The organism is Paenibacillus sp. ALE3 (assembly GCF_054113405.1).
The window spans coordinates 1,008,647-1,032,707 of sequence record NZ_CM134214.1 but is presented as its reverse complement, the minus strand read 5'-3'; the positions used below and the strand labels follow the sequence as shown (position 1 = coordinate 1,032,707).

Genomic DNA, 24,061 nt, shown 5'->3' with positions numbered 1-24,061 from the left:
GATGTTTGGTCTTCAAGAGGATGATTGAAATAAGTGCGTGTTATTGCGTTGTTTTATGAACTTATAATATCATATTGCTCCAATACCTGCCGATGTAACGGGTCATCTGCAGGTATGGACGTATAACGTGTCAGCGCTACACTCACCCCTTGGCTGCGAATCACCTGCTGAAGTTCAACCGCTTCGGGATCTTCCGTAATATCAAATTTACAGGCAGCAGCCATTCCTAACGCCAGATGATCGGTCCGGATACCATACTCCTGCGCTTGCAGCGCGGGACGTACAAGACGGTCATTGGGAGACAGCTTGCGAAGCGGTGAACGTCCGACCCGAGTAACCTCGTCTGTCAGATTAGGATTGCGGAAGCGATCCAGAATCTTAGAGATGTACTTCTTATGCTCCCCTTGATTCAAGCCGAATCGCTTTACAAGCACCGCTCCTGTTTCCTCCAGCGCCCCTTGGATTGAATCTACCACCTTGGTATCCTTCATGGCCTCCTGGATCGTGGCATAACCTGCGGTATAACCAATATAGGCCGCCACGCAATGCCCCGTATTCACCGTGAACAACTTGCGTTCAATATAAGGCTCCAGATCCTGCACGTAAAGAATGCCTTCGATTTCTTCATGGTCAGGTGCCATTTGCGAGCGATCCACCACCCACTCGTAAAAAGGCTCTACCTGCACATGCAACGGGTCCTCATGATGCTGGATCGGCACAATCCGGTCTACAGCAGCATTGGGGAAATATACCGAAGCCTCTGCCTTGGCACGAGTCGCCTCATCGAGTAGCGCAAAAACATGCTCTTTCAGTTGGGCGCTGCCTCCAATTGCATTTTCGCAAGCAATCACATGCAGCGGGCCTGCTCCACGCTCTACCCGCCGTGCTATCCCCTCGGCAATACCTGCTGCAATATGCCTGAGGATGCTAACCCCGACTGCGGTCGTTACCAGATCAGCATGATTTACTGCATCCGCTACAGCGGATGCATCTCTGCCGTCAATCGCGGTTACATTCGTTACTGTCTCCGTATCCTTCGTATCATTCGCCAACTCAACAGTATATTGCTTGCGGCGGCGTAACTCAGATACAAGTGTCTCGTTGACATCTGAAAAAACAACCTCATAGCCTGCACGCGACAGAATCAGCCCAATAAAGCCGCGACCGATATTTCCTGCTCCAAAGTGGACGGCTCTCATAGCTCCAGCTCACTTTCGAACAGATCTATAATTTCCTGTGGGATCACCGCGTTGCGAAGTTTGTCCATGTTTTCTTCCTCCGCACATACCACAGCGATACTTGTCAAAATCTCCATATGATCGCCGCCTTGGGCTGCAATGCCGATCACCATGTATGCTTTTTCTTCCCCGAAATCTACGCCTTGCGGGAACTGAACGATGGAGATGCCAGTGGATTGAACAAGTGTCTTGGATTCCTTGGTACCATGTGGAATAGCCAGCCCGTTCCCGATATAGGTGGATACAATCTCCTCGCGTTCAAGCATCTTGTCAATGTACTCAGTTGTAATATGTCCTGCATCCAGCAGGATTTGTCCTGCCATACGAATCGCCTCATATTTGTCTTTGGCGGTTGCGTTCATTTTTATTTTGTCTATCGTCATAATACTCACGGTAGGTTCCTCCCTGTCCCTAATTTACTGTGAAAAAATTCAGCCAGCTCAGTCGATATATAATTGGCAATCTGATCTCTACTACCGTGTTCCAGTAGTGTAATCATGTCTTCCTGCAGCAGTAATGCACTAATCTCGCTCAATACCTCCAAGCTTTCTTTCGGTAACTCACGAGGTCCCAACATCAGCAGAACGCATTCCACTTGTTCGTCTACATCCGCCAACAGCGGCTCAGCCAGCCTATACAAGGCCAGCGAAGGCTGGCGAATATAGGGACTGCGTGTATGAATTAAAGCAACGGAGGTATCAGCAATCACCTGACTACCTTGGCGCTCTCTTTCCATAAGCTGTTCAGCAACAACAGAAGGCTCTGTGACATTTCCCCGCCCTGCCTCCAACATGCATATAGCCTCTATGGTAGCTGGCATATCCATCCCTTGATTTTCCAGTGGATACACTTGAAATTGCTGTACAATGTGCACAATCTCCTCAAGACTTTTCCGTAGACCAGTAAGCCACTCCATGCCCTGGCCGGGCAGAACAGCCTGTTCCTGACGATGATCACTGAGTTGATTGAGTGTAATATGCTGGATGAAATGACGCAGGCGGTCACTCTCCTCTTGCGTCAGCAGCGGGCTGATTTTGAGATACCGATCCGGCTCAAGCGGTAGCTCCACTGTCGAAATGATCAGATCATAATCCTCCTTGGGAATCCGCGTTGCCTCGTACCATGAGGCCCTATCCACGATTTTGATCTGTGGCAGCTCCTTGGCCAGTCTTGTTGCCAGAAGTCTGGAGGACCCAATTCCGCTCGTGCAGACTACGATTGCTCGAACCTCCCGCTGCAATTGTCGCAGCCGTTCCAACGAAGCGCCAAAATGCATGACCAGAAATCCGATCTCTTCATCTGGTACTTCCATTTCTGTCATATCCGCCGCAGCCTTTTTGACCGAGTCGAACAAGCTGCCGTAATCCTTGCGGATTTGCTGAAGGAGAGGGTTGCGGATCGCTCTCCCTTCCCTCAAACGTTTGAATACTGGAGCCATATGGGCAATCAGCCCTTCACGCAGGACACGATCCTCTGCTAATGGTGTGCCTGTCTCTGCCTCTACACGACGAATCAACTCATGAACCGACTCCAGCAGTACAAGATCATCCAGTGGCAGCAAGCGGGTGGAATGATCCTCAGCATCACGGAACAGCAACCCGAAATAACATCGTTCCGGTTCTGGAAATTCAATATCCAGCGCCGCTGACAACTCTGCGCATATACGCTCCACCATAGCTGTGCGCAGCATGATATTCTCCTCTGAATCTGTTTTCAAATACGAGAGACGATGATCCACAACGTACCCAAGGCGCAGACGTGCCAGAGAAACGCAAATTTGAATCAGCAGTTCCATATATTTGCTTTCCACCATGTTTTTCAGCCATTGATCATGAGGCTGCCAGAGGGCATTCTCCACGGTTAGCAGATTCTCTCTGCCAATCATCTCCAGCAATTTTTCTGTGACACGTGTTACGGGACGAAGCTCCTCTCGGCCGGAAAACAGATCCGATTCATCCAAATATTCGAGAGCAAGCTCAGAAATCGCCCGTCTTTTGTCTATCTCCCGTCCTGTAATCTCGACACCGTATCCCCGTCTGCGCACAAGCATGAGCCCTCGATCTTCGATCCAGCCTTGTAATTCGTCCAGATCATGACTGACCGTAGTTACTGTGACTTTCAAATCCGATGCTAGCGCCAGCAACTTGATCGGCTCCTGTGTATCCAGCAGCATGCACAGAACTACAATTTTTCTCTCCTCAGCCGAGTATTCGTCTGACTTCGTATGCAGCAATTGCTCCCGCAGACTTGCAAGCTGAATCGGGTCGGCATCCACAAAAATACCGATCCCTGATTTTTTCTCCAGCTTTACCTCATGAGCCGCCAACCAACACTCAACTGCGCCAAGTTCCCGATGAACCGTCCTTGTGCTGACATTGATCTTCTCAGCAATTTCCCCGGCCGTAACCTCTTGAGGCTGCTCCAAAAGATACTCTACGATGTCAGATTGTCGTTTCGTAATATTCATAAGCGCATACCGTTCCTTCCCAAGCTCTCATCCCTTCCAGCAGGAAATACAAACTGTATACAGCCGGCCTGACTTTATGGGGATTAAGAATCGGATTTCAGCCGTTCAACCAGCGCTTCGTATTCATGGCTCTTCAGAAAATTGTCAATGGAAATGTGCTCAGCATTCGGGGCTACCGTTTTAGCCCGGTCTGTCAACGTTTTTTGTGTAATGACAATATCCGCATCCTGTGGAATTTCACTGATTGCCGTATTCGTTACCGTAACGCCCACGCCCGCCTGTTTCATTTTTTTGCGCAAAATTGAGGCTCCCATGGCGCTTGAACCCATACCTGCATCACAAGAAAAGACAATTTTATTCACCTCAGATTTATCCTTAAGCGTTCGATCTGCGGCAATCTCGGCAGCACGATCGGATGCGCGGTTATCTTCCATTACAGTGGCGTTAGCACTTGCACCCTTGCTTTGATTTTTCATATCTTTCAGACGGGATGCAGCTTCCTCCAGCCCCTCTTCCTTTTGCTTACCAGTTTTGAGTAATACTGCGGCAACCGCAAAGGATACGACCGCAGCTGCGATTACTCCGCTCAGCATCGGCAAATATCCGCCTTTGGGTGTCATCAGGAAGTAAGCAATGATACTGCCTGGTGAAGGAGCAGCAACCAGTCCGGCACCTGTCAACATAAAACAGAAGGTTCCAACAACGCCCCCTGCTATAGCAGCGAGAATCAGAATCGGCTTCATCAAAATATAAGGGAAATAAATTTCATGAATCCCGCCGAAAAAATGAATAATGACTGCACCAGGAGCAGACGACTTCGCAGAGCCTTTACCGAACAGGCAATAGGCCAGCAAAATACCGAGTCCCGGGCCAGGATTGGATTCAAGCATGAACAAAACGGATTTTCCTGTTCTTGCAGCTTCCTCCAGCGCAATCGGACTCAATACTCCATGATTCAGTGCGTTGTTGAGAAATAATACTTTTCCGGGCTCAATAATGAGATTGACAAGCGGCAGTAGCCCTGCGTTTACGAGGAACTGTACCCCTGTCGACAACACTTGACTGATGGTTTGCACGACCGGGCCGATCGCAACATGCGCTAGTAATGCTAGAATGGCACCGATAATCCCAGCCGAGAAATTATTGACCAGCATTTCAAAACCTGATTTGACTTTGCCCTCAATGGCCTTATCGAACTTCTTCAATATCCATGCAGCCAGCGGACCAGCTACCATCGCGCCCAGGAACATCGGGATATCGGCCCCCACAATGACCCCCATCGTCATAATGGCACCGATCACACCTCCACGCTGTCCGTGAATCATCGTGCCTCCCGTGTAACCGATCAGCAGTGGCAGCAAATAATTTTTCATCGGATCAACCAGTTGTGCAAAACCCTCATTCGGGAACCACCCGGTCGGAATAAAAAGGGCCGTAATTAATCCCCATGCGATAAAGGCTCCCATATTGGGCATAACCATACCGCTGAGAAAGCGGCCAAAACGCTGTACGGCGACACGAGCGCCACCGTTTGAACTGGACTTTGTGTCCACTGTGCTCATATTCATATCCTCCTTGTGAGTAAATAGCATCACTACCTTTTCTTAAAATTCATACTAAATGACAGCGCTATCTTCATCAACGAAATGAAAACGTACTTTCGTCATGAACGTTGATGACAACATTTAAATTTAAAGTAACGACAAGGCATTATACCTGCATAATTCTTCTTAATATGGCCGATAACAATAGAAATTAGTCGAAAAAACACTGTTGTAAATCTACACAATTTTATAGTGATGCTCTCTTCTAAGTCTGAGCAAACAACGTAAATACGTCTTCTAAAAGACAACAAAAAAATAGCCGCTATGTCAGGTCATAGCGACTATTTTATACAAAAACTGAGCGGACTAACGATGCTCTTATTTAATTCAATATCCATATAAAAAATCAGAATAAAGCGCTATTATTTCATGCTGTATTGCTCATTATTGCTCATCTGAAATCAACTGCTCGTACTGCTCCGCAGACAGCAACTTGCCCAGAGCTTCCTCGACATCATTGCTCATCTCTACTTCGATCATCCAACCCTCTTCATAGGGTGATTCATTCACCAACTCAGGTGTACTTTCCAGAGCTTCATTTACTTTCAAAACGGTTCCCGTCACCGGAGCAAAAAGATCGGATACGGTCTTCACCGATTCAATTGTACCAATCCCCGTCCCCTGTCCAATCGTTGTTCCCGCCCCAGGTAATTCCACAAAAACAATATCACCCAGTTGATGCTGTGCAAAGTCTGTAATGCCGATCCGCAACGTCCCATCCACTGTGCGCTGAACCCACTCATGTTCGTCTGTATACCAAAGTTGCTGTTTCACTTCACTCATCCTGCTTCGCCTCACTTCCACATGAATAAAATGCTTTTGATCACCTGTATTAGACAAGTTAAGATTATGACAACAAGAACATCCATGTCAATAATACTAACAAAAATACTCCATACCAACTCATATAGCGCAGTCTATAAAAAAATGATAACTTGTAACAAACGCTTACATATTCTTATTTATACAATAAATGTTTTTTAGGTTGTTTTATATGACATTTTTATTGACATTTTAAATGGATTTGCGTATTAATGGGTTATAGTAATTGCTTTTGAAAACACCTCGACAACTGCAAACGCGGATGAACGCGGAGGGAGAGACTACCAAAAAAGATTCGCATAGCTGTTGTCGCTTGTGAGACAGTTGTACACGCGAATCGGGTCAAGTTGTTATCTGCAAAACCGGGTAACATACCGTTGATCCAAAAGGTAGCGCCGAAGGAGTAAACTTGCATTGCAGGTGAATCTCTCAGGCAAAAGGACCTCTGCCGGACGCATCTCTGGAGAGCATCCGTGAAAAGAGCGGATCACCCAAGGGGAAACCTGGTTCACACCGGGGTAACTTTCTGGTATCAAGGACAGAGCTGAAAGAAGAGTATGGACTGCCGTCTATACGTTTCTTTTAGCCTGTCTTTTTTGTTTAGCCGATTACACTGGATAGGAGTGAAAAAATGTCTAATTTGCGAAGAACACCACTATATTCGTCCTACGGGACGCAGCCCGGGGTTCGTTGTATTGACTTTGGCGGGTGGGAACTCCCCGTTCAGTTTAGCGGCATTCAAAAGGAGCATGAGGCCGTCCGACAACGTGCAGGTTTATTCGATGTATCGCATATGGGCGAGTTCTTGGTTGAAGGCAAAGAAGCTGAGGCTTTTTTGCAACAGGTAACTACGAATGATGTCAGTCAGTTGGAACCGGGCCAAGCACAATATTCACTCCTGTGTTACCCCGATGGAGGCGTAGTGGATGACTTGCTTGTATATTGCAAAGGACCAGAGCGCTACATGCTCGTTGTGAATGCCTCCAACATCGACAAAGATTGGGATTGGCTCATTCGCCACATACCTGCATCGGTTCATCTGGAGAATGTGTCTGATGCGATAGCATTGCTGGCATTACAAGGACCGGAAGCTGCACGTATTGCCGCAGCTGTGACAGATGCAGATATTACGAATCTGGCTTCTTTCCGATTCCATGAGAACGTGCAATTGTTCGGAGCAAAAGCACTTGTCTCGCGAACTGGATATACCGGCGAAGACGGTTTTGAATTTTATATCCCTGCTGAGGAAGCACCCGCCGTGTGGGATGGTTTACTTCGTTGCGGTGAATCGAATGGGCTGATTCCCGCTGGACTTGGTGCTCGCGATACGCTGCGCTTCGAGGCACGGCTCCCGTTGTACGGACAGGAGTTATCTGCCACAATTTCACCGCTTGAGGCTGGTTTAGGTTTCTTCGTCAAGTTGAACAAAGGAGATTTTATCGGCAGGGAAGCACTGCAACGTCAAAAAGAACAAGGAATTCCTCGCAAGTTGATCGGGCTGGAAATGATTGACCGCGGTATCCCGCGCGCTCATTATCCGGTGTTCGCTGAAGGTCAACGCATCGGTGAGGTCACAACGGGTACTCAATCGCCCACCTTGAAGCGTAATCTGGGGCTGGCCCTGGTGGACAGTCGTTTTAGCACCCTATCGACACCGCTGGAGGTCGAAATTCGTGGTAAACGCCTGCGTGCGGAAGTGGTCCCAGCCCCCTTTTATAAACGGCTACGCTGATCTTAATCCTCTTCATTCTAAACAAGCGATCATGTCAGATATAAAATTCTGGATTTTCCAATTAAGACTATGTATTAGCTAATTTACTATCTAAATTTTGCTTTTCGAAAGGAGCCAGAACCTATGAAGCAGCATCGCTATCTCCCCATGACCGAACAAGACCAAACCGAAATGCTGCGTGTGGTGGGCGTATCATCCATTGATGATTTATTCAGTGACATTCCAGAGGCTATTCGATACCAAGGGGAACTTCCTCTTTCCTCTCGGCTCGACGAAAGAGCCTTAACTCGCCACATGGCCGAGCTGGCCGGACGAAACGCCAATACAGATACACATGCCAGCTTTCTTGGTGCAGGTATTTATGATCATCATATTCCATCCGTTATCCAACACATCACCTCACGTTCCGAATTTTACACAGCCTACACCCCCTATCAGCCAGAAGTAAGCCAGGGCGAGCTACAAGCCATTTTTGAATTCCAGTCATATATTTGCGAGTTGACAGGCATGGCAGTAGCTAATGCCAGTATGTACGATGGAGCGACAGCTCTGGCGGAAGCGGGCTCACTGGCCGCCGCAGCCACGCGCCGTAAACAGCTTATTGTATCAAGTTCTGTCCATCCAGAGGCACGCCAGGTATTGGCAGCCTATGCACGCGGATTGGACTTGGACATCGTGGAGATCGGCTGTTCGGACGGCGTAACAGATGTCGATGCGCTTGCCGCGGCCGTATCGGAACAGACGGCGGCTGTCTTGATCCAAAGCCCCAACTTTTTTGGAGCCGTGGAAAATCTGAAGCCGATGGCTGACCTGATCCATGCACACAAGGGGCTTATGGTCGTCAGTGCCAACCCATTGGCACTTGGCTTGCTGGAGGCGCCCGGCAAGCAGGGCGCGGATATTGTTGTAGGAGACGCGCAGCCGTTTGGGATCTCGTCCTCCCTCGGCGGTCCGACCTGCGGTTACTTTGCCGTTTCTCAGGCACATATGCGTCGTATCCCTGGGCGTATCGTAGGCCAAACCACAGACCGTAACGGCAAACGCGGCTTCGTGCTGACCTTGCAAGCGCGGGAACAGCATATCCGCCGCGAAAAGGCCACGTCTAACATTTGCTCCAATCAAGCGTTGCTTGCATTATCTGCATCTGTGTACTTGTCCGTCATGGGGAGACAGGGCATCCAGGAAGTAGCCGAGCTGAATTTGCATAAAAGCCGCTATGCGTTAGAACAATTGCTGAGCTTGAAAGGCGTAACTGCCTCATTTCACGCACCGACCTTTAACGAGTTTGCCCTTAGGCTGCCTGAAGGTACGGATGTGAGCCAACTTCAGGACAATCTGCTAGCTGCTGGATTTATCGTAGGCTATGATTTGGGCCGGGACTATCCGGAACTTGCGGGTCACATGCTGATTGCCGTGACGGAGCAAAGAACCAAAGAAGAGATCGACCAATTTGTACACACCTTGGAGGGATTGCTATGACACACACCGGACCGGACCAGAAACAAGAGCTGTTGAAGGAACACGATCAAGCGCTCATTTTTGAATTGAGCCGTCCGGGTCGCATCGCTTATTCCCTTCCCGAGTGCGACGTTCCTCGTCGCCCGGTGGCAGAGCTTTTGCCGGATTATGCGCTGCGCAGCGAACCTGCGGCATTACCCGAGGTATATGAAGTAGATGTTATTCGCCATTATACCGCCCTGTCCCAGCGCAACTTCGGCGTCGACAACGGGTTTTATCCGCTTGGCTCGTGTACGATGAAATACAATCCAAAAGTGAATGAGGATGTCGCCCGTTACGCAGGCTTTGCTAAAATTCACCCATATCAGCCGGAGGATAGCATCCAGGGGGCTATGGAGCTGCTGCATACGCTCCAAAATGATCTAGCTGCGTTGACCGGCATGGATGCCGTTACGCTTCAGCCCGCTGCTGGCGCCCATGGCGAATGGACCGGGCTGATGATGATCCGCTCTTACCACGAAGCACGTGGCGAGCGACGTACCAAGGTGCTCGTGCCGGATTCATCGCACGGAACGAACCCCGCCAGTGCAACCGTCGCGGGTTTCGAAACAATCACCCTTCCCTCCACCCCTGAGGGGCTGGTGGATCTGGATGCGCTGCGTCAAGCCGTAGGCAACGACACCGCTGCGCTCATGCTGACCAATCCGAACACGCTTGGTCTGTTCGAGAAGCAAATCACTGATATTGCCGCAATTGTGCATGACGCAGGTGGCCTGCTCTACTATGACGGCGCAAATTCCAATGCTATCATGGGGATTACCCGCCCTGGGGATATGGGCTTTGATGTGGTGCATCTCAATTTGCACAAAACGATGAGTACTCCGCACGGTGGAGGGGGCCCGGGCGCTGGACCCGTCGGCGTAAAGCAGCGACTGATTCCCTTTCTGCCCAAGCCGCTTGTCGTACGTGATCCGCAGGGTAGGTACCGCTGGGATCGGGAGCAGGGAGATTCTATTGGGCGGGTCAAAGCCTTTTATGGCAACTTCGGCATTCTCGTCCGTGCCTATGCCTATATCCGCAGCTACGGCCCTGATGGCTTGAAGCGAGTGTCCGAATGTGCTGTACTCAATGCCAACTACATGATGCATCGGCTGGCTCCGTATTTTGACCTGCCTTATCCCGTGCATTGTAAACACGAATTTGTCATGTCGGGACGAGGCTTGAAGAAGTTTGGAGTGCGCACGCTTGATGTAGCCAAACGGTTGCTTGATTTCGGTTACCATCCACCTACCATTTATTTTCCGCTGAATGTAGAGGAATGCATCATGATCGAGCCGACGGAAACAGAAAGTAAAGAGACGCTTGATGCTTTTGTCGACACTATGATTCATATTGCGCGCGAAGCCGAGGAGAACCCTGAGCTGGTGCTCAATGCCCCCTATACCACTCCAGTCACGCGCCTGGATGAAACCACTGCAGCTCGTAAACCTGTGCTGAATTGCACATGTAGTTAAGAATAAATTCAACCCAACAATCCAAAGCATACAAAAAAGCCGGTATCTGTTGAGATACCGGCTGCTGTATGTATACAGCAATTTTTTGTTGGAAAAAGATATAACCTTTGAAAAATGTGATACCCTTCCTTATGCTTCGATGCTTTGAACCAATTCAACAACCTGCTCAGCTGTTTGCATATCCAGAGCTTTTGCAGCCAATTTCTCCATGTCCGCACGGGACAACTTAGAGATTTGACTACGTGCTGGCAGAATGGAAGTTGCGCTCATGCTGAACTCATCAAGTCCCAGACCCAGCAGCAACGGAATTGCTGTGGTGTCTCCTGCCATTTCACCACACATACCAACCCAACGTCCTTCACGGTGAGCGGCATCAATAACCATTTTCACCAGACGCAAAATAGATGGGTTATATGGTTGATACAGGTAAGAAACTCGTTCGTTCATACGATCTGCTGCCATGGTGTATTGAATCAGATCGTTAGTACCGATACTAAAGAAATCCACTTCTTTTGCGAATTGGTCAGCCAATACCGCTGTGGAAGGAATTTCTACCATGATGCCCAGCTGAATTTCTTCAGATACGGATACACCCTCGGCTACCAACTTTTCTTTTTCCTCCAACAAAACAGCTTTAGCTTCACGGAATTCGTTCAGCGTAGCAATCATTGGGAACATAATGCGCAGGTTACCGTGTACACTTGCACGCAACAAAGCACGCAATTGAGTGCGGAAGATATCCTGGCGATCCAGACACAGACGAATAGCACGGAATCCGAGGAACGGATTCATTTCTTTCGGCAGATCCAGATAAGGAAGTTCTTTATCTCCACCGATGTCCAAAGTACGGACTACAACCGGTTTGCCTTCCATTCTTTCCAGAACCGTTTTGTAAGCTGTGTACTGTACATCTTCGGATGGGAGCTTGTCGCGTCCCATGTACAAGAATTCCGTACGGTACAAGCCAACGCCTTCTCCACCGTTGTCCAGAACACCAGCTACATCGTTAGGCGTACCAATATTGGCTGCCAGTTCGACATGGACACCATCAACGGAAACCGTAGCTTCGCCACGCAGCTTACGCCACTCTTCGCGTTGCTTTTCATATGCCACCTGTTTAGCGCGGTATTCCGCAATGATTTCTTCGGTAGGATTCACGAATACATGACCATCCAGACCATCGACGATAATCAAATCGCCGCTTTTAGCTTGAGACAATATATTTTTCGTTCCTACAACAGCAGGAATTTCTAATGAACGAGCCATAATAGCCGAGTGCGAGGTGCGTCCACCGATGTTCGTTGCAAAGCCTTTAACAAATTCACGGTTCAGCTGAGCTGTGTCGGAAGGTGTCAAATCTTCTGCAAGTACAATCGTTTCTTCGGCAATTTCTGCAGGGCTGACAAAATGAACACCAAGCAGATGATTAAGCACCCGTTTGGTTACATCACGCATGTCCGATGCGCGTTCTTGCAAATATGCACTTTTCATGTTTTCAAACATGGAAACAAACTGTGTAGCTACTTCATTCAAAGCATAGTCAGCATTGAGCTGCTCGTCTCTGATTTTAGCTTTAACCGGATCGATCAATTCAGGATCATTCAGGATGAGCAGGTGAGATGCAAAAATTTCTGCTTTTTTCTCACCCAGCTCCCGAAGCGTTTTCTCCTTAATCGATTCCAATTCGGTTTGAGATTCTGCCAAAGCTGCATCCAATCTTGCGATTTCAGCTTCAACATCACCAACCGCGCGTCTCTCTACAGCGTAATTCGGATGCTCCAAGATAAACGCCCGGGCAATGGCTATGCCTGCCGAAGCGGCAATCCCGGAAATTTTAAGCATGAACTTCGCCCAGCCCTTCGTTAACGATTACATTTTCAAGAGCTTTCAATGCTTCAGCAGCTTCAGCGCCTTCGCAGATAATGTTAATAGTATCCCCTTGTTCCAGACCCAGAGACAATACACCCAGAATGGATTTCAAAGTTACTTTTTTACCGTTAGCTTCGGCGAAAGACTCAGCACCGCTGAATTTGTTAGCTGTATTTACCAGCGCAGTTGCAGGACGTGCATGGATACCGTCTTCATCCGTGATTCTAAAAGTTGTTTGCATAATTTGTTCCTCCCACTTTCCTAAAGATAATATTTGTTTACACGCAGTATACCGGGCAGATGACCAGGCGGCTTAAGCCGCCTAATCAACTAATCCGAAACACATAGAGTTTATTTTATCGTAATTATACCATCTTCGCCAGCCTTCAATACTCCAGTTTTGTTTAAAGTTACCGAAGAACCTTCTGGAAGGTTGGTAAAAATGACAGGTGAGATGATGGATTTAGCGTTGGCCTTCACATATTCCAGGTCTACTTTCATGATAGGCTGGCCGGCTGACACAAGATCGCCTTCGTTCACCAAAACGTCAAATCCTTGACCTTTAAGTTTCACTGTATTTACCCCGATATGAACAAGCACTTCTTTACCACCATCGGATTGAATACCAACCGCATGCTTGCTTGGGAATACATTGAATACTTTACCATAGACAGGAGATACAATGGTTCCATCATTTGGCACAACTGCAAAGCCGTCACCTGTCATACGTTCTGCGAATACCGGATCGGGAACGGTCGAGATGTCAACCAATTCACCATTAACTGGCATCACAATATCTTCCACAACGATCGTTTGCTTTTGTTCTCCGGCTTCCTTTTCTTCTTGTGGAGCTGGTTCTGAAGGAGCAGGTGCAGGTGTACGTCCTGCCATGATATCAGCCATTTGAGTTTTAATCGTATCGGAACGGGTACCGAAGATGGCCTGTACATTGTTACCTACTTCAAGGACACCCGAGGCGCCAAGTTGTTTCAGACGAGCTTTATCAACGTTTGATTTTTCATTAACTTCGATCCGAAGACGTGTGATACATGCATCCAGATGCTTGATATTCGATGAACCACCGAAAGCAGCCAAAATGTTATGTGGAAGCTCGTCACTGCTACCGCTTGCTGCACCCTCCACATTATCTGTAGCTTCTTCACGTCCTGGTGTCTTCAAGTTGAATTTCCGTATGATGAATCGGAATCCGAAGTAGTAAATAACCGCCAAAATCAGACCGACGATAATTACATACCACCATGGCGTACGGGTTGGAATAATCCCAAAAATCAGGAAGTCAATAAATCCACCAGAGAACGTCATGCCGATTTTAACATTCAAAATTTGCATCGTCATGAATGACAAACCTGCAAATACACAGTGTACTGCAAACAGCAATGGAGCTACGAACAGGAAGGAAAATTCCAGTGGCTCCGTAATACCTGTCAGGAACGAAGTCAAGGCTGCTGAACCCATGATACCTGCTACATATTTTTTGTGTTCTGGTCTTGCTTCATGATACATCGCAAGTGCTGCAGCTGGTAATCCGAACATCATGAATGGGAATTTACCTACTTGGAACGTACTTGCTGTCAGTGCCACGCCGTCGCGAAGCTGACTAAAGAAGATTTGCTGGTCACCGTGAACGGTTTGACCTGCTTTGTTAACATATTCACCAAACTCAAACCAGAACGGTGAGTACCAGATGTGATGCAGACCAAATGGAATGAGCGCACGTTCGATAACCCCGAACAGGAACGCCGACAAGGTCGGGTTGGAATACACCATAAAGTGAGATACTGCGTTAAGCCCTTGCTGAACTGGAGGCCAGATCAGAACCAGTGCCAGTCCGACAATCAGTGAAGATACTGCCGTTGCAATTGGAACGAAGCGCTTACCCGCAAAAAAGCCCAGGTACGAAGGAAGCTCGATTTTGAAAAATCGGTTGTACATAGCAGCGGCCAGTATACCGATGATAATCCCGCCGAACACCCCGGTTTGCAGTGTAGGAATACCCAACACATTCGCATAACCCGGTATTTTTTGAGCAATCAGACCAGGTGTGACTCCCACAGCTGTACCCAGCGTAATGTTCATTACGAGGTAACCGATGATCGCAGCCAAACCTGCTACACCTTCGCCGCCCGCCAGACCGACGGCTACGCCGACTGCGAACAACAGCGCCAGATTATCAAAAACAATTTGTCCGGCATTCATCATGATGGTCGCTACCGATTGAACCCAGCCCGCATTTAATGCAGGGATGTACTGGAGAAAATCAGGGTTGACCAGCATGTTGCCGATACCCAATAAAAGCCCCGCAGCTGGCAAAATGGCTACCGGAAGCATTAACGCTTTACCGACACGCTGTAAAACGCCGAAAAGCTTTTTAAACATACCTTCCACATCCTTCTCTGAAATTTAGAACAGAGGTAAAACAACAAAAAAGGCATGAGCCGATTTAAGTATGTTTGAACACAACCTTGGGATATAGCTTACCCCACTAGGCTGTAAACAATCATAACTTAAAACAACTCATGCCTGATCGAATCAGTAACACGTTAAAATGTTTAGTTGTTGTCTTCCTCATTGCAAAATTGATTATAGCACCACGCTAAATGCGAGGCAATACTTTTTTATTCGGGCTTTATCACGGTTTGTTGCTCTCCCTGCTTGCGTTGGGACAAACGCTGCAGATGCATCGTCAAATAGCTAACTTCAGCTGGATACACCGGTTTACGTAGCCTTTTCTCCATAATCTTCGTAAGTTTCCAGGCCAGCATATACATTTCTGGATATTCTTCATTCAAAAGCTTGTCCAATCGGTAAATCTCCTGCACAATCTCTCCTCGTCGTACACGTTCAATCGCAAATCTCAGATGAGTCAGCAGACGGGAATAATCAAGGGATTGGAGAGGAATTCGGTAATCCAGTGTCGTCTCGACCACCTGAACCATGTCAGCAATCAGACGAGAATCCTTCCTAACCTCGGAGATATGTTGGTTCGTCATAGCACTATAAATATGCAGAGCTACGAATCCGATTTCATCTTCTCCCAGATCCACGTCCATCTTATCCTTGATCAAAGCAACAGCCTGCTCAGCCATCTTGTATTCCTGAGGATATATTTCCCTAGTTTCATACAAGAACGGATTATGAATCGTAATCCCCTGTTTATGACGGTTGATGGAGAAGGCAATATGGTCAGTTAAAGCAATTAGTATGTGCTCATTAAGAGGCTTTTTGGCTTGAAGCTGAACAAGATGAAGCACCTCACCGATGACCTCAATGAGCTTTTCATCCAGCTCAGGAAGCAATCGTTTGTATTGCTCCTGCTCTTCATGGCTTTTTAATATAAATAATTTTTCAACTGAATCCAACGGCATTAGATCGCCGGGTTTGCGATTGAAACCGATTCCTTTTCCAATCACGACAACCTCATCATGCTCGGGATGCATCCCTATAATCACATTGTTATTCAGCGCTTTGGCCACTTTTAGGCTGCTCACATCCGCACCTCTTTTATCAGAACCTTGATCCCTAAGAATTATAGCATGAAGCTCAGAGGAATCCACGTTAAAGTACCAAATATTCCGCTAAAGGTCAATAAAAAGAAAACGCTTTTCATCACAATTTCCAGGAAATGCTGTGATGAAAAGCGGTCTTTTGGGGGCTGAGAATCTGTTCCCCAAAGGCTTATCGTTATTCTTTATCCGTTAGTGCCATCTCAACCGAGGCTGGATTGTGTAGCTTGTTCGCATCACCGGAGGACGGTACGGAATGAAGACCATTTTTTCCAGTGGTTAGTCCCTTGATCAACTGCTCTACATCAATACCGGATACACTCTTAAGCATCTCAGGAGCCGTCGCCATCAGTTCGGTGACATAATTGCTGACACGCGTTGCTCCTTCCCCTTTACCCGTATCCACAACAGTCAGTTTATCAATGGATGCAATCGGTTCGGCAATGCGTCCTGCCAGATCCGGCAGCATTTTCACGATAATATCGAGCACGGCAGCCTCTCCAAACTTCTGGAACGCCTCCGCCAGTTTTTCCTTGGCCTCGGCTTCCGCGAGACCACGCAAACGGATGACATCTGCATCGGCTGTACCTTTGGCCCGTTCTGCATCCGCTTCTGCTTGCCCGTTTAGACGTTTTTGTTCAGCTGACGCTTTAGCCTGTGTTTCAATCGAGTATTGCAGCGATTCCGCCTCACGCATTTTACGCGATTTGTCGGCTTCCGCCGCTTGTTCTACTGCATACCGATCGGCTTCCGCCTTCTTTTTCACTTCCGCATCATACTGCTTTTCACGTACCTGTATTTCCTTGGCTTGAATATCAATCTCCCGTTCCTTACGTACCAACTCAACTTTCATCTGTTCCTCGACAGCAGTCTGCTTAGCACGGGCCTCCTGAATGTGATAAGCCTGATCGGCTTCTGCCCTGGCTGTATCCTGTTCTTTCTTAAACGAAGCCACCTTCAATTCCTTCTCCTTGGCCGCCTCGGCAATATTCGTATCCCGCAACAGTTCGGCCTTCTGTCCTTCCTGTTCTGCTCGTGCCTTCTGAATTCGGGCATCCCGCACTGCCTCGGCTTCTGCAATCTCTGCATCCCTTTTCACAGCAGCAATTCTCGGCTTACCGAGCGCATCCAGATACCCATGTTTATCGCGCACGTCTTTGATGGTGAATGAAACGATCTGCAAGCCCATCTTTTTCAGATCGCGCGCAGCCACGCCCTGTACTTCCTGCGCAAACCGATCCCGATTACGATATACTTCCTCTACCGTCATGGAGCCGAGGATTGCCCGCAAATGTCCCTCCAGCACTTCTTGAGCCTCTCCTCTAAGCGCTTCCAGCGGCTTTCCGATGAACTGCTCGGCTGCTGTGGCTACATCCTCAATGGAACTGCCAACCTTGATGATCGCCACACCATCCGCAATCACGGGTACTCCTTGCTCTGTATATACTTCCGGTGTAGTTACGTCCAATTTGTGAGACAACAGAGAGATAAATTCGGACTGCTGGAAAATAGGCCAAATGAAAGCGCCCCCACCACGTACAATTTTAATCTTGCGACCAGAATCATCCTCGGAAATATTTTTATTTCCCAGAAAAGAACCTGTCACAATCATTCCTTCATCCGGTCCTACCGTTTTGTAACGGGCCCAAAAAGCAATCCCTAATATGACGATAACAATGACAACAATTCCAGGGATCAACACAATATCTTGCAAACTTGACACTCCCGATCACGCTCCCTTCAAGTTAAGCGAATGCGCCGTCTATGTGTCCAGGTACGCTACGCGGACGACGCCCTCTGCGACCTCAACCACGACAATACGGGTTCCCGCAGCTAGCGGTTTGTGATCAAAGCTAGATGCTGTATGTATGGTGTTGCCTGCACCCAAGCGGATCATAACTTCCCCGTAACCAACCTCAGGTACAGGAATGGTGACCTCACCGATTCTGCCAGTTAGTTCACGCATTGAGAAGCCACTGGATACCTCTGAATTCGCCATAGGCTTGATAAACGCAAAAAACACTAGCACTCCAATAACAAGTGCAATCCCTAAAGCAAGCACAACGACCCAGCCCATGGCCAGCCCAGTATACTTTGTCAGTAGTACTCCAGCCCCGCCAAAAGCAGTCATAGCCCCAAGTAGAACGACAGGTCTGAACCAATCAAGGCCCGGCAGTTCTAAGGCCCCATCCAGCCAGCTACCGAGTACATCCCCGATCAACACGCTAACCACGGTAAAGATTGCTCCTCCTGCCAATAACCACCAAAATAAGGTTTCCATGCGACTCCTCCTTCCATGTACCTTTTCAGTCTGGTTTCCAGTCTATAACTATGTTTACGTATTCAACCTCAAAAAGTTTCAAAATTTACCTCTTATATTCCAAATTAAACCCAAAAAAGCACGTTCGTACGTCTAATGACGCACAAACGTGCCTATATGCTCCAACCGCTGTTTACAGGGATGCTTTGTAAATTTCGACTACATCTTCGCGATTGAGCTTGTTAAAGCCACCGAAAGGTCCGAATTTCACAGCTTTATCAGCCATTACATCAATTTGGGACGCATCAATATCGTAATCAGCCAGACGGCTTGGTGCACCAATCGAGCTCCAGAAATCACGCAACGCTTGAATACCCTCCAACGCTACTTCTTCATCACTCTTACCTTCTGGGTTCACATGGAACACATTCACAGCCAGCTGTTTGAAGCGTTCAGGCTTCACATGCAAGTTATGTTTCATCCAGTTCGGGAACAGAATAGCCAGTCCTCCACCATGCGGAATATCATAAACAGCAGACACAGCATGCTCAATATTGTGCGTAGCCCAGTCACCTGTCAGCCCCATGTTCAGGAAGCCGTTCAGTGCCATCGTACCACAATACATAATGGTTTCACGCAGCTCGTAGTTTTCCAGATCGTTAACCAGTCCCGGCGCCGCATCTATGACCGTACGCAAAATCGTTTCACACCAGCCCAATTGAACCGGAGTATTGGATTCCAAATGGAAATAATGCTCGAGCGTATGTGACATCATATCCACAATTCCGTAAACCGTTTGATTTTGTGGCAGAGAGTATGTGTTCACCGGATCAAGAATGGAAAACGCAGGAAACGCATGTACGCTACCCCAGCCCAATTTTTCCTGAGTTTTTTCGTTTGTAATAACAGAACCTGCGTTCATTTCAGAGCCGGTTGCAGCCATGGTCAGAACCGTACCTAATGGCAAGGCTGCTTTGGGAGCCGCTTTACGCTCTGCAAAATCCCACATGTCCCCATCATATTTTGCACCGACAGCAATAGCTTTGGAGCAATCCAGTACACTACCACCGCCCACAGCCAGTACAAGGTCGATTTGATTTGTTTTACACAATTCAACACCCTTATGTACCGTAGACAAGCGAGGATTTGGTTCTACACCCGCCAGTTCTGTTACCTCTGCACCAATTTCACCAAGCAATTTTATTACATTATCGTACAAACCGCTGCGCTTAATGCTGCCGCCGCCATATACAAGTAGTACACGTTTTCCATATTTAGGAACTTCACGCTTGAGAGCCTCCAATTGTCCTTTACCGAAGATCAATTGTGTAGGATTATAAAATTCGAATGCTTTCATCGCAAACGTTCGCCTCCAATAATTCTAAAGTTTAATGTTAAGAAACTACTCTATTATAACCTTTATGGTTACAGGAAACAAATTGCTTTATTTTCAGAAAAAAAACCATACCCCTTAAGGAGTATGGTTACATTTCACATCTTGGGAGGGTTCTCGTATTGTATTATGTGGCAACATAAGCAACTTTATTCTCCCAAGGTATAGCCCAATTGTTTCATAAAACGGCCAAACGCTTGCTGACCGGATGGATTCCGTTTATACACTCCTGCGTGCTCTAAAATTTCACTGAATTTCAGTCCAACCTCATTTTGTACGGTACGAACAGCCGTCTCCTTATCAGACAGGCGACCGAACCGGGTATTCAACTGGTAAATCCAGTCTGCATGCTTAAACAGTGGATGTCCTTCCTGCTGCATAGCCACGGCCAATTCGTCGTCCCCACACAAGATATCAGCAATTCCATCCAGCTCATCCTTGAGTCGACCTGGTAAGATGGCAAGCCCCATCACCTCGATCAGACCGATATTTTCCTTTTTGATATGATGCATCTCGCGATGGGGATGGAAAATACCTTCCGGATATTCTTCACTCGTTCGATTGTTCCGCAGTACGAGATCCATCTGATATCTTCCTTCAGAATCCCGGCGCACAATCGGCGTTACTGTATTATGCGGAATCGTTTCCCCCTCCAGCTCGGTATGAGAGAGAACGTCTACCGATGGATCACTATAACCCTTCCAGGCTTCAAAAGCAGCATTCCCCGCCTCCAACAGTGCGTCGGGATCTGTTGACGTAAAACGAATGACCGACATCGGCCAGTTTACAATACCTGCCGTAACCTGCGGAAACTCTTCATTATGGTATACGCCGTCCACACCCGCTTTTTCAATTGGGAATGTATGACGACCACCCTGAAAATGATCATGAGTTAGGATAGACCCTCCGACAATAGGCAGATCCGCATTAGAGCCAATGAAATAATGCGGAAACGCTTTCGTAAAGGCCAGCAACCGCCGCAGCGTATCCTTTGTAAGCTTCATGGGTACATGATCATGATGGAACACAATGCAATGCTCGTTGTAATACACATAAGGTGAATATTGAAAAAACCACGGTTCCCTATTCAATTCGACCGGAATAATACGCAAATTTTGGCGGGACGGATGGTTTACCCTCCCGGCATATCCAACGTTTTCACGGCACAATTGACATTTGGGGTAAACAGGCGGCGGTAAAAGCTTCGCCATTGCAATTTCCTTGGGACTTTTTTCTGGCTTGGACAAATTAATCGTAATTTCCATATCTCCGTAAGGCGTTGACTGATTCCAGTACACATTGCTGGCCACCCGATCCATTCGAATGTAGTTCGAATCGATGGATAATTGATAAAAAGCATCTGTAGCCGCTTCTATACCACGTTCAGCCTCCGTTTGATGAAAGTCACGGATGACTTCAGACGGTCTCGCCATTAGCTGGCCCATGATTTTGGAATCCAGCAAATCACGATACGTATCCGTGTTTTCAGGGATAAGCCCTATGGCAAAACCATAATCTATCAATACATTAAGCACAGGCTGGAGAGCTTCGGGGGCAATAATGCCCCCTGCTTCCCCACCGGAATAAGGCTCCGAAAACCCGAACTGCTCCAATAGCAGATTACGACTGTAATCCGTATCTTGCAGACCAATCAAGCCCTTCTTATGTGCGAATGCAACCAGTTGCTCCACCGCATATAGAGCCGATTGCTGTACAGTTTCGTCGATGTCATGGGCCAGGTGCCGGGAAAGTTCCCGGTCTTGGCCTTTATCTACAGATTGGCGCTCGCTCATATGTCATCGTCTCCCGTCTATTCGTCGCCGTAGCCTTGAGGGTGCGACTGATGCCATCCCCATGCTCCGCTAATAATATCCTCCAGTTGGGTACGTTTTGGACTCCAGCCCAGCACCGAACGGGCCTTGTCAGAAGATGCAACCAATATTGCTGGATCGCCTGCACGGCGGGGTTCTGTCACAACTGGAATGTCGAGTCCAGTAACCTTGCGTGCCGTTTCAATAACTTCCTTCACAGAGAAGCCCTGCCCGTTGCCCAGATTGAATATGTTGCTGTCATTACCTTCACGCAAGTAATTCACTGCGCGCACATGAGCATCCGCCAAATCACTTACATGAATGTAATCACGGACACACGTACCATCAGGTGTCGCATAATCCTCACCAAACACAGCGATATGTGGACGCTGTTTTAATGCTGTCTGGAGCACCAATGGGATCAGATGGCTTTCTGGTCGGTGATCTTCACCGATTTTGCCGCTCTCATGGGCACCAGCCGCATTAAAATACCGTAAAGACACGTATTTGATGCCTAATACTTTATCAAACCAGGACATCATGCGCTCCATCATCAGCTTTGTTTCACCATACACGTTAGTTGGCTCAGTACGGTCACCTTCTTCAATCGGCACCTTTTCCGGTTCGCCATAGGTAGCGGCAGTCGAGGAAAATACGATCTTGCTTACGCCGGCATCTTTCATCGCCTCCAGCAAGCTCAACGTACCAAATACATTGTTGTCATAATACTTTCCGGGATTTTGCATGCTTTCCCCAACCAGCGAGTTGGCTGCAAAATGAATAACAGCGTCGATTTTATTTTCAGAGAACAGTTTGGACAGAAGTTCTTTATCTCTCAAATCACCTTCATACAACTTGCCTCCAAGTAATGCTCCTTTGTGTCCGGTTTGCAAGTTATCCAGCACAACAACTTCTTCTCCCAGATCCAACAGTTCTGCTACGGTATGTGAACCGATATATCCAGCTCCACCTGTGACTAAAATGGCCATGTTATTCGTCCTCCTTCAGTTCTTTAACTCCGTCTCCTGCCTTGCATACATAAAAGCTGGCTTCCAGCCCCGTACGGGTCTGATAAGCTTCGCCGACTTCCTTCACAAAACGTTCCACATCGTCCTCATGAACCAATGAAACCGTACAACCTCCAAACCCAGCCCCTGTCATGCGAGCACCCAGCGTGCCAGGAATGCGTCGTGCTTCTTCCACCATAACATCCAGCTCGGTGCAGCTGACCTCATACAGGTCACGTAATGAATCGTGAGAAGCGTTCATTAACTGACCGAAAGCTGCAAGTTCATTCGCCGCGAGAGCTTCGACAGAAGCCAGCACACGAGCGTTTTCCTCCACCACATGCCGTGCCCGGCGGCGAACTGTTTCATCTGCAATATGATGCTGGAGCTCTCCAAACCGAGCCTCATCCAGCTGTGCAAGGTATTCCAATGACGACTCCTGCTGCTGCAAAATGGACAGTGCTTCCGCACACTGACTGCGACGCTCGTTATAGGCTGAATCCACCAAACCGCGGCGCTTATTTGTATTGCCGATCACAAGCTTATAAGCTCCCGTGCGGAATGGCACTTTACGGTACTCCAGCGTATCACACATCAGCAGAATTGCATGATCAGCCGCTCCGTTCGCTACAGCGAACTGATCCATAATGCCGCAATTGACACCCACGTAATTGTTTTCTGCCCGCTGGGACAACAAAGCGATTTCGACAGTGTCGGTTTTCTGCTTTTCGGTAGTCAAGAAAGCGTAGCCTGTCACGACCTCAATCGAGGCTGAGGAGGATAATCCAGCTCCGTTCGGTATTTCTCCATGATAGAGCAGATCGTATCCGCTAGAAGGATACACTCCCTTTTGAGCCAACTCCACCAGCACACCCACCGGATAATCCACCCACTCATCCGTTTTGCTTTTACCTATCTCTCCGCGGGGGATAGACACTTCGTACGACAGGTTTGTCGAAGCAAAATGAATTTGGTCATCATTGCGCGCACGAAGGATCAGCGTCGTACCAAATTCCAGCGCAGCCGGGAGTACATAACCACCATTATAGTCGATATGCTCTCCAATCAGATTGACGCGCCCAGGTGCATGAAATATCAGCAGTTCATTGCTGCTTTCACCATATTTTTCAATAAAATGTTTCTTTAATTCAGTAGAGTCCATATCCGCATCCACCTCATTCACCGTTAGTAAAAGTCCCCCTGATTTCCCTGTAATATCTTAATCAGGTTGACATCTCTTATGATTTCAGTATAAATGAAAGCGTCACACAATGTAATGCATCCATGTGTTTAAGCTATGGATAAATGTGACTTGGACATGTACAATGTAAGTATACCGCATCCGCTAAACTATCCACAAAT

18 protein-coding genes and 2 riboswitches are annotated in these 24,061 nt (G+C 47.8%); of the genes, 3 read left to right on the top strand and 15 right to left on the bottom strand.

From position 1 onward, the window contains the following. Nucleotides 1-53: 53 nt before the first annotated feature. The 5 genes from ACXHJ2_RS04730 to gcvH form a co-directional block, all read right to left on the bottom strand. Nucleotides 54-1,199, bottom strand: coding sequence for a mannitol-1-phosphate 5-dehydrogenase (locus ACXHJ2_RS04730; protein WP_165083101.1), 1,146 nt, complete (start codon nucleotides 1,197-1,199; stop codon nucleotides 54-56). After that, entirely contained in the window at nucleotides 1,196-1,630 is a 435-nt protein-coding gene (locus ACXHJ2_RS04725; protein WP_013372570.1) for a PTS sugar transporter subunit IIA, read from the bottom strand. Before ACXHJ2_RS04725 ends, ACXHJ2_RS04730 begins: the two co-directional genes overlap by 4 nt. Beyond that, nucleotides 1,627-3,705 (bottom strand): BglG family transcription antiterminator, encoded by a 2,079-nt coding sequence (locus tag ACXHJ2_RS04720; RefSeq protein ID WP_165083099.1) that lies wholly within the window; start codon nucleotides 3,703-3,705, stop codon nucleotides 1,627-1,629. The genes ACXHJ2_RS04725 and ACXHJ2_RS04720 overlap by 4 nt, the downstream gene beginning before the upstream one ends. An 83-nt stretch (nucleotides 3,706-3,788) precedes the next feature. Then, complete coding sequence (locus tag ACXHJ2_RS04715) at nucleotides 3,789-5,267, bottom strand: PTS mannitol transporter subunit IICB (protein WP_165083097.1); 1,479 nt, start codon at nucleotides 5,265-5,267, stop codon at nucleotides 3,789-3,791. 426 nt (nucleotides 5,268-5,693) lie between these two features. Beyond that, entirely contained in the window at nucleotides 5,694-6,092 is a 399-nt protein-coding gene (gcvH, locus tag ACXHJ2_RS04710) for a glycine cleavage system protein GcvH (protein ID WP_165083095.1), read from the bottom strand. A gap of 301 nt (nucleotides 6,093-6,393) precedes the next feature. Then, a riboswitch (glycine riboswitch) is annotated at nucleotides 6,394-6,586 on the top strand. Next, nucleotides 6,587-6,683: riboswitch (glycine riboswitch) on the top strand. Between the two features lie 79 nt (nucleotides 6,684-6,762). On the opposite strand from gcvH, the gene gcvT reads away from it, so the two are divergent. From gcvT to gcvPB, 3 genes are all read left to right on the top strand, one after another. Continuing rightward, nucleotides 6,763-7,863, top strand: a complete 1,101-nt coding sequence (gene gcvT, locus ACXHJ2_RS04705; protein ID WP_165083093.1) for a glycine cleavage system aminomethyltransferase GcvT — start codon at nucleotides 6,763-6,765, stop codon at nucleotides 7,861-7,863. Between the two features lie 123 nt (nucleotides 7,864-7,986). Then, nucleotides 7,987-9,342, top strand: coding sequence for an aminomethyl-transferring glycine dehydrogenase subunit GcvPA (gene gcvPA / locus ACXHJ2_RS04700; RefSeq protein WP_165083091.1), 1,356 nt, complete (start codon nucleotides 7,987-7,989; stop codon nucleotides 9,340-9,342). Further along, entirely contained in the window at nucleotides 9,339-10,835 is a 1,497-nt protein-coding gene (gene gcvPB / locus ACXHJ2_RS04695; protein ID WP_165083089.1) for an aminomethyl-transferring glycine dehydrogenase subunit GcvPB, read from the top strand. Before gcvPA ends, gcvPB begins: the two co-directional genes overlap by 4 nt. A gap of 129 nt (nucleotides 10,836-10,964) precedes the next feature. Here gcvPB and ptsP read toward each other — a convergent pair whose 3' ends face one another. The 10 genes from ptsP to ACXHJ2_RS04645 form a co-directional block, all read right to left on the bottom strand. Continuing rightward, nucleotides 10,965-12,677 carry a phosphoenolpyruvate--protein phosphotransferase gene (ptsP, locus tag ACXHJ2_RS04690; protein WP_165083087.1) on the bottom strand — a complete coding sequence of 571 codons (1,713 nt, stop codon included), beginning with the start codon at nucleotides 12,675-12,677 and terminating at the stop codon, nucleotides 10,965-10,967. Then, nucleotides 12,670-12,945, bottom strand: coding sequence for an HPr family phosphocarrier protein (locus ACXHJ2_RS04685; protein ID WP_013372579.1), 276 nt, complete (start codon nucleotides 12,943-12,945; stop codon nucleotides 12,670-12,672). The genes ptsP and ACXHJ2_RS04685 overlap by 8 nt, the downstream gene beginning before the upstream one ends. A 110-nt stretch (nucleotides 12,946-13,055) precedes the next feature. Continuing rightward, nucleotides 13,056-15,101, bottom strand: a complete 2,046-nt coding sequence (gene ptsG / locus ACXHJ2_RS04680) for a glucose-specific PTS transporter subunit IIBC (RefSeq protein WP_165083085.1) — start codon at nucleotides 15,099-15,101, stop codon at nucleotides 13,056-13,058. A gap of 239 nt (nucleotides 15,102-15,340) precedes the next feature. Then, complete coding sequence (glcT, locus tag ACXHJ2_RS04675) at nucleotides 15,341-16,213, bottom strand: glucose PTS transporter transcription antiterminator GlcT (protein ID WP_013372581.1); 873 nt, start codon at nucleotides 16,211-16,213, stop codon at nucleotides 15,341-15,343. Between the two features lie 193 nt (nucleotides 16,214-16,406). Beyond that, nucleotides 16,407-17,942 carry a flotillin family protein gene (locus ACXHJ2_RS04670; protein WP_165083164.1) on the bottom strand — a complete coding sequence of 512 codons (1,536 nt, stop codon included), beginning with the start codon at nucleotides 17,940-17,942 and terminating at the stop codon, nucleotides 16,407-16,409. A 48-nt stretch (nucleotides 17,943-17,990) separates the two neighbouring features. Further along, complete coding sequence (locus ACXHJ2_RS04665) at nucleotides 17,991-18,509, bottom strand: protease (protein WP_090889856.1); 519 nt, start codon at nucleotides 18,507-18,509, stop codon at nucleotides 17,991-17,993. 172 nt (nucleotides 18,510-18,681) lie between these two features. Continuing rightward, a complete protein-coding gene (locus tag ACXHJ2_RS04660; RefSeq protein WP_016819065.1) occupies nucleotides 18,682-19,845 on the bottom strand; it encodes an iron-containing alcohol dehydrogenase in 1,164 nt (387 codons plus the stop codon). Between the two features lie 185 nt (nucleotides 19,846-20,030). Next, nucleotides 20,031-21,674: a UDP-glucose--hexose-1-phosphate uridylyltransferase gene (locus ACXHJ2_RS04655; protein ID WP_017426738.1), complete on the bottom strand. Its 1,644-nt coding sequence runs from the start codon at nucleotides 21,672-21,674 to the stop codon at nucleotides 20,031-20,033. A gap of 17 nt (nucleotides 21,675-21,691) precedes the next feature. After that, on the bottom strand, nucleotides 21,692-22,681 hold the full coding sequence (galE, locus tag ACXHJ2_RS04650; RefSeq protein WP_016819067.1) for a UDP-glucose 4-epimerase GalE: 990 nt from the start codon (nucleotides 22,679-22,681) through the stop codon (nucleotides 21,692-21,694). A 1-nt stretch (nucleotide 22,682) separates the two neighbouring features. After that, nucleotides 22,683-23,861 carry a galactokinase gene (locus tag ACXHJ2_RS04645; RefSeq protein WP_045244585.1) on the bottom strand — a complete coding sequence of 393 codons (1,179 nt, stop codon included), beginning with the start codon at nucleotides 23,859-23,861 and terminating at the stop codon, nucleotides 22,683-22,685. Nucleotides 23,862-24,061 lie beyond the last annotated feature (200 nt).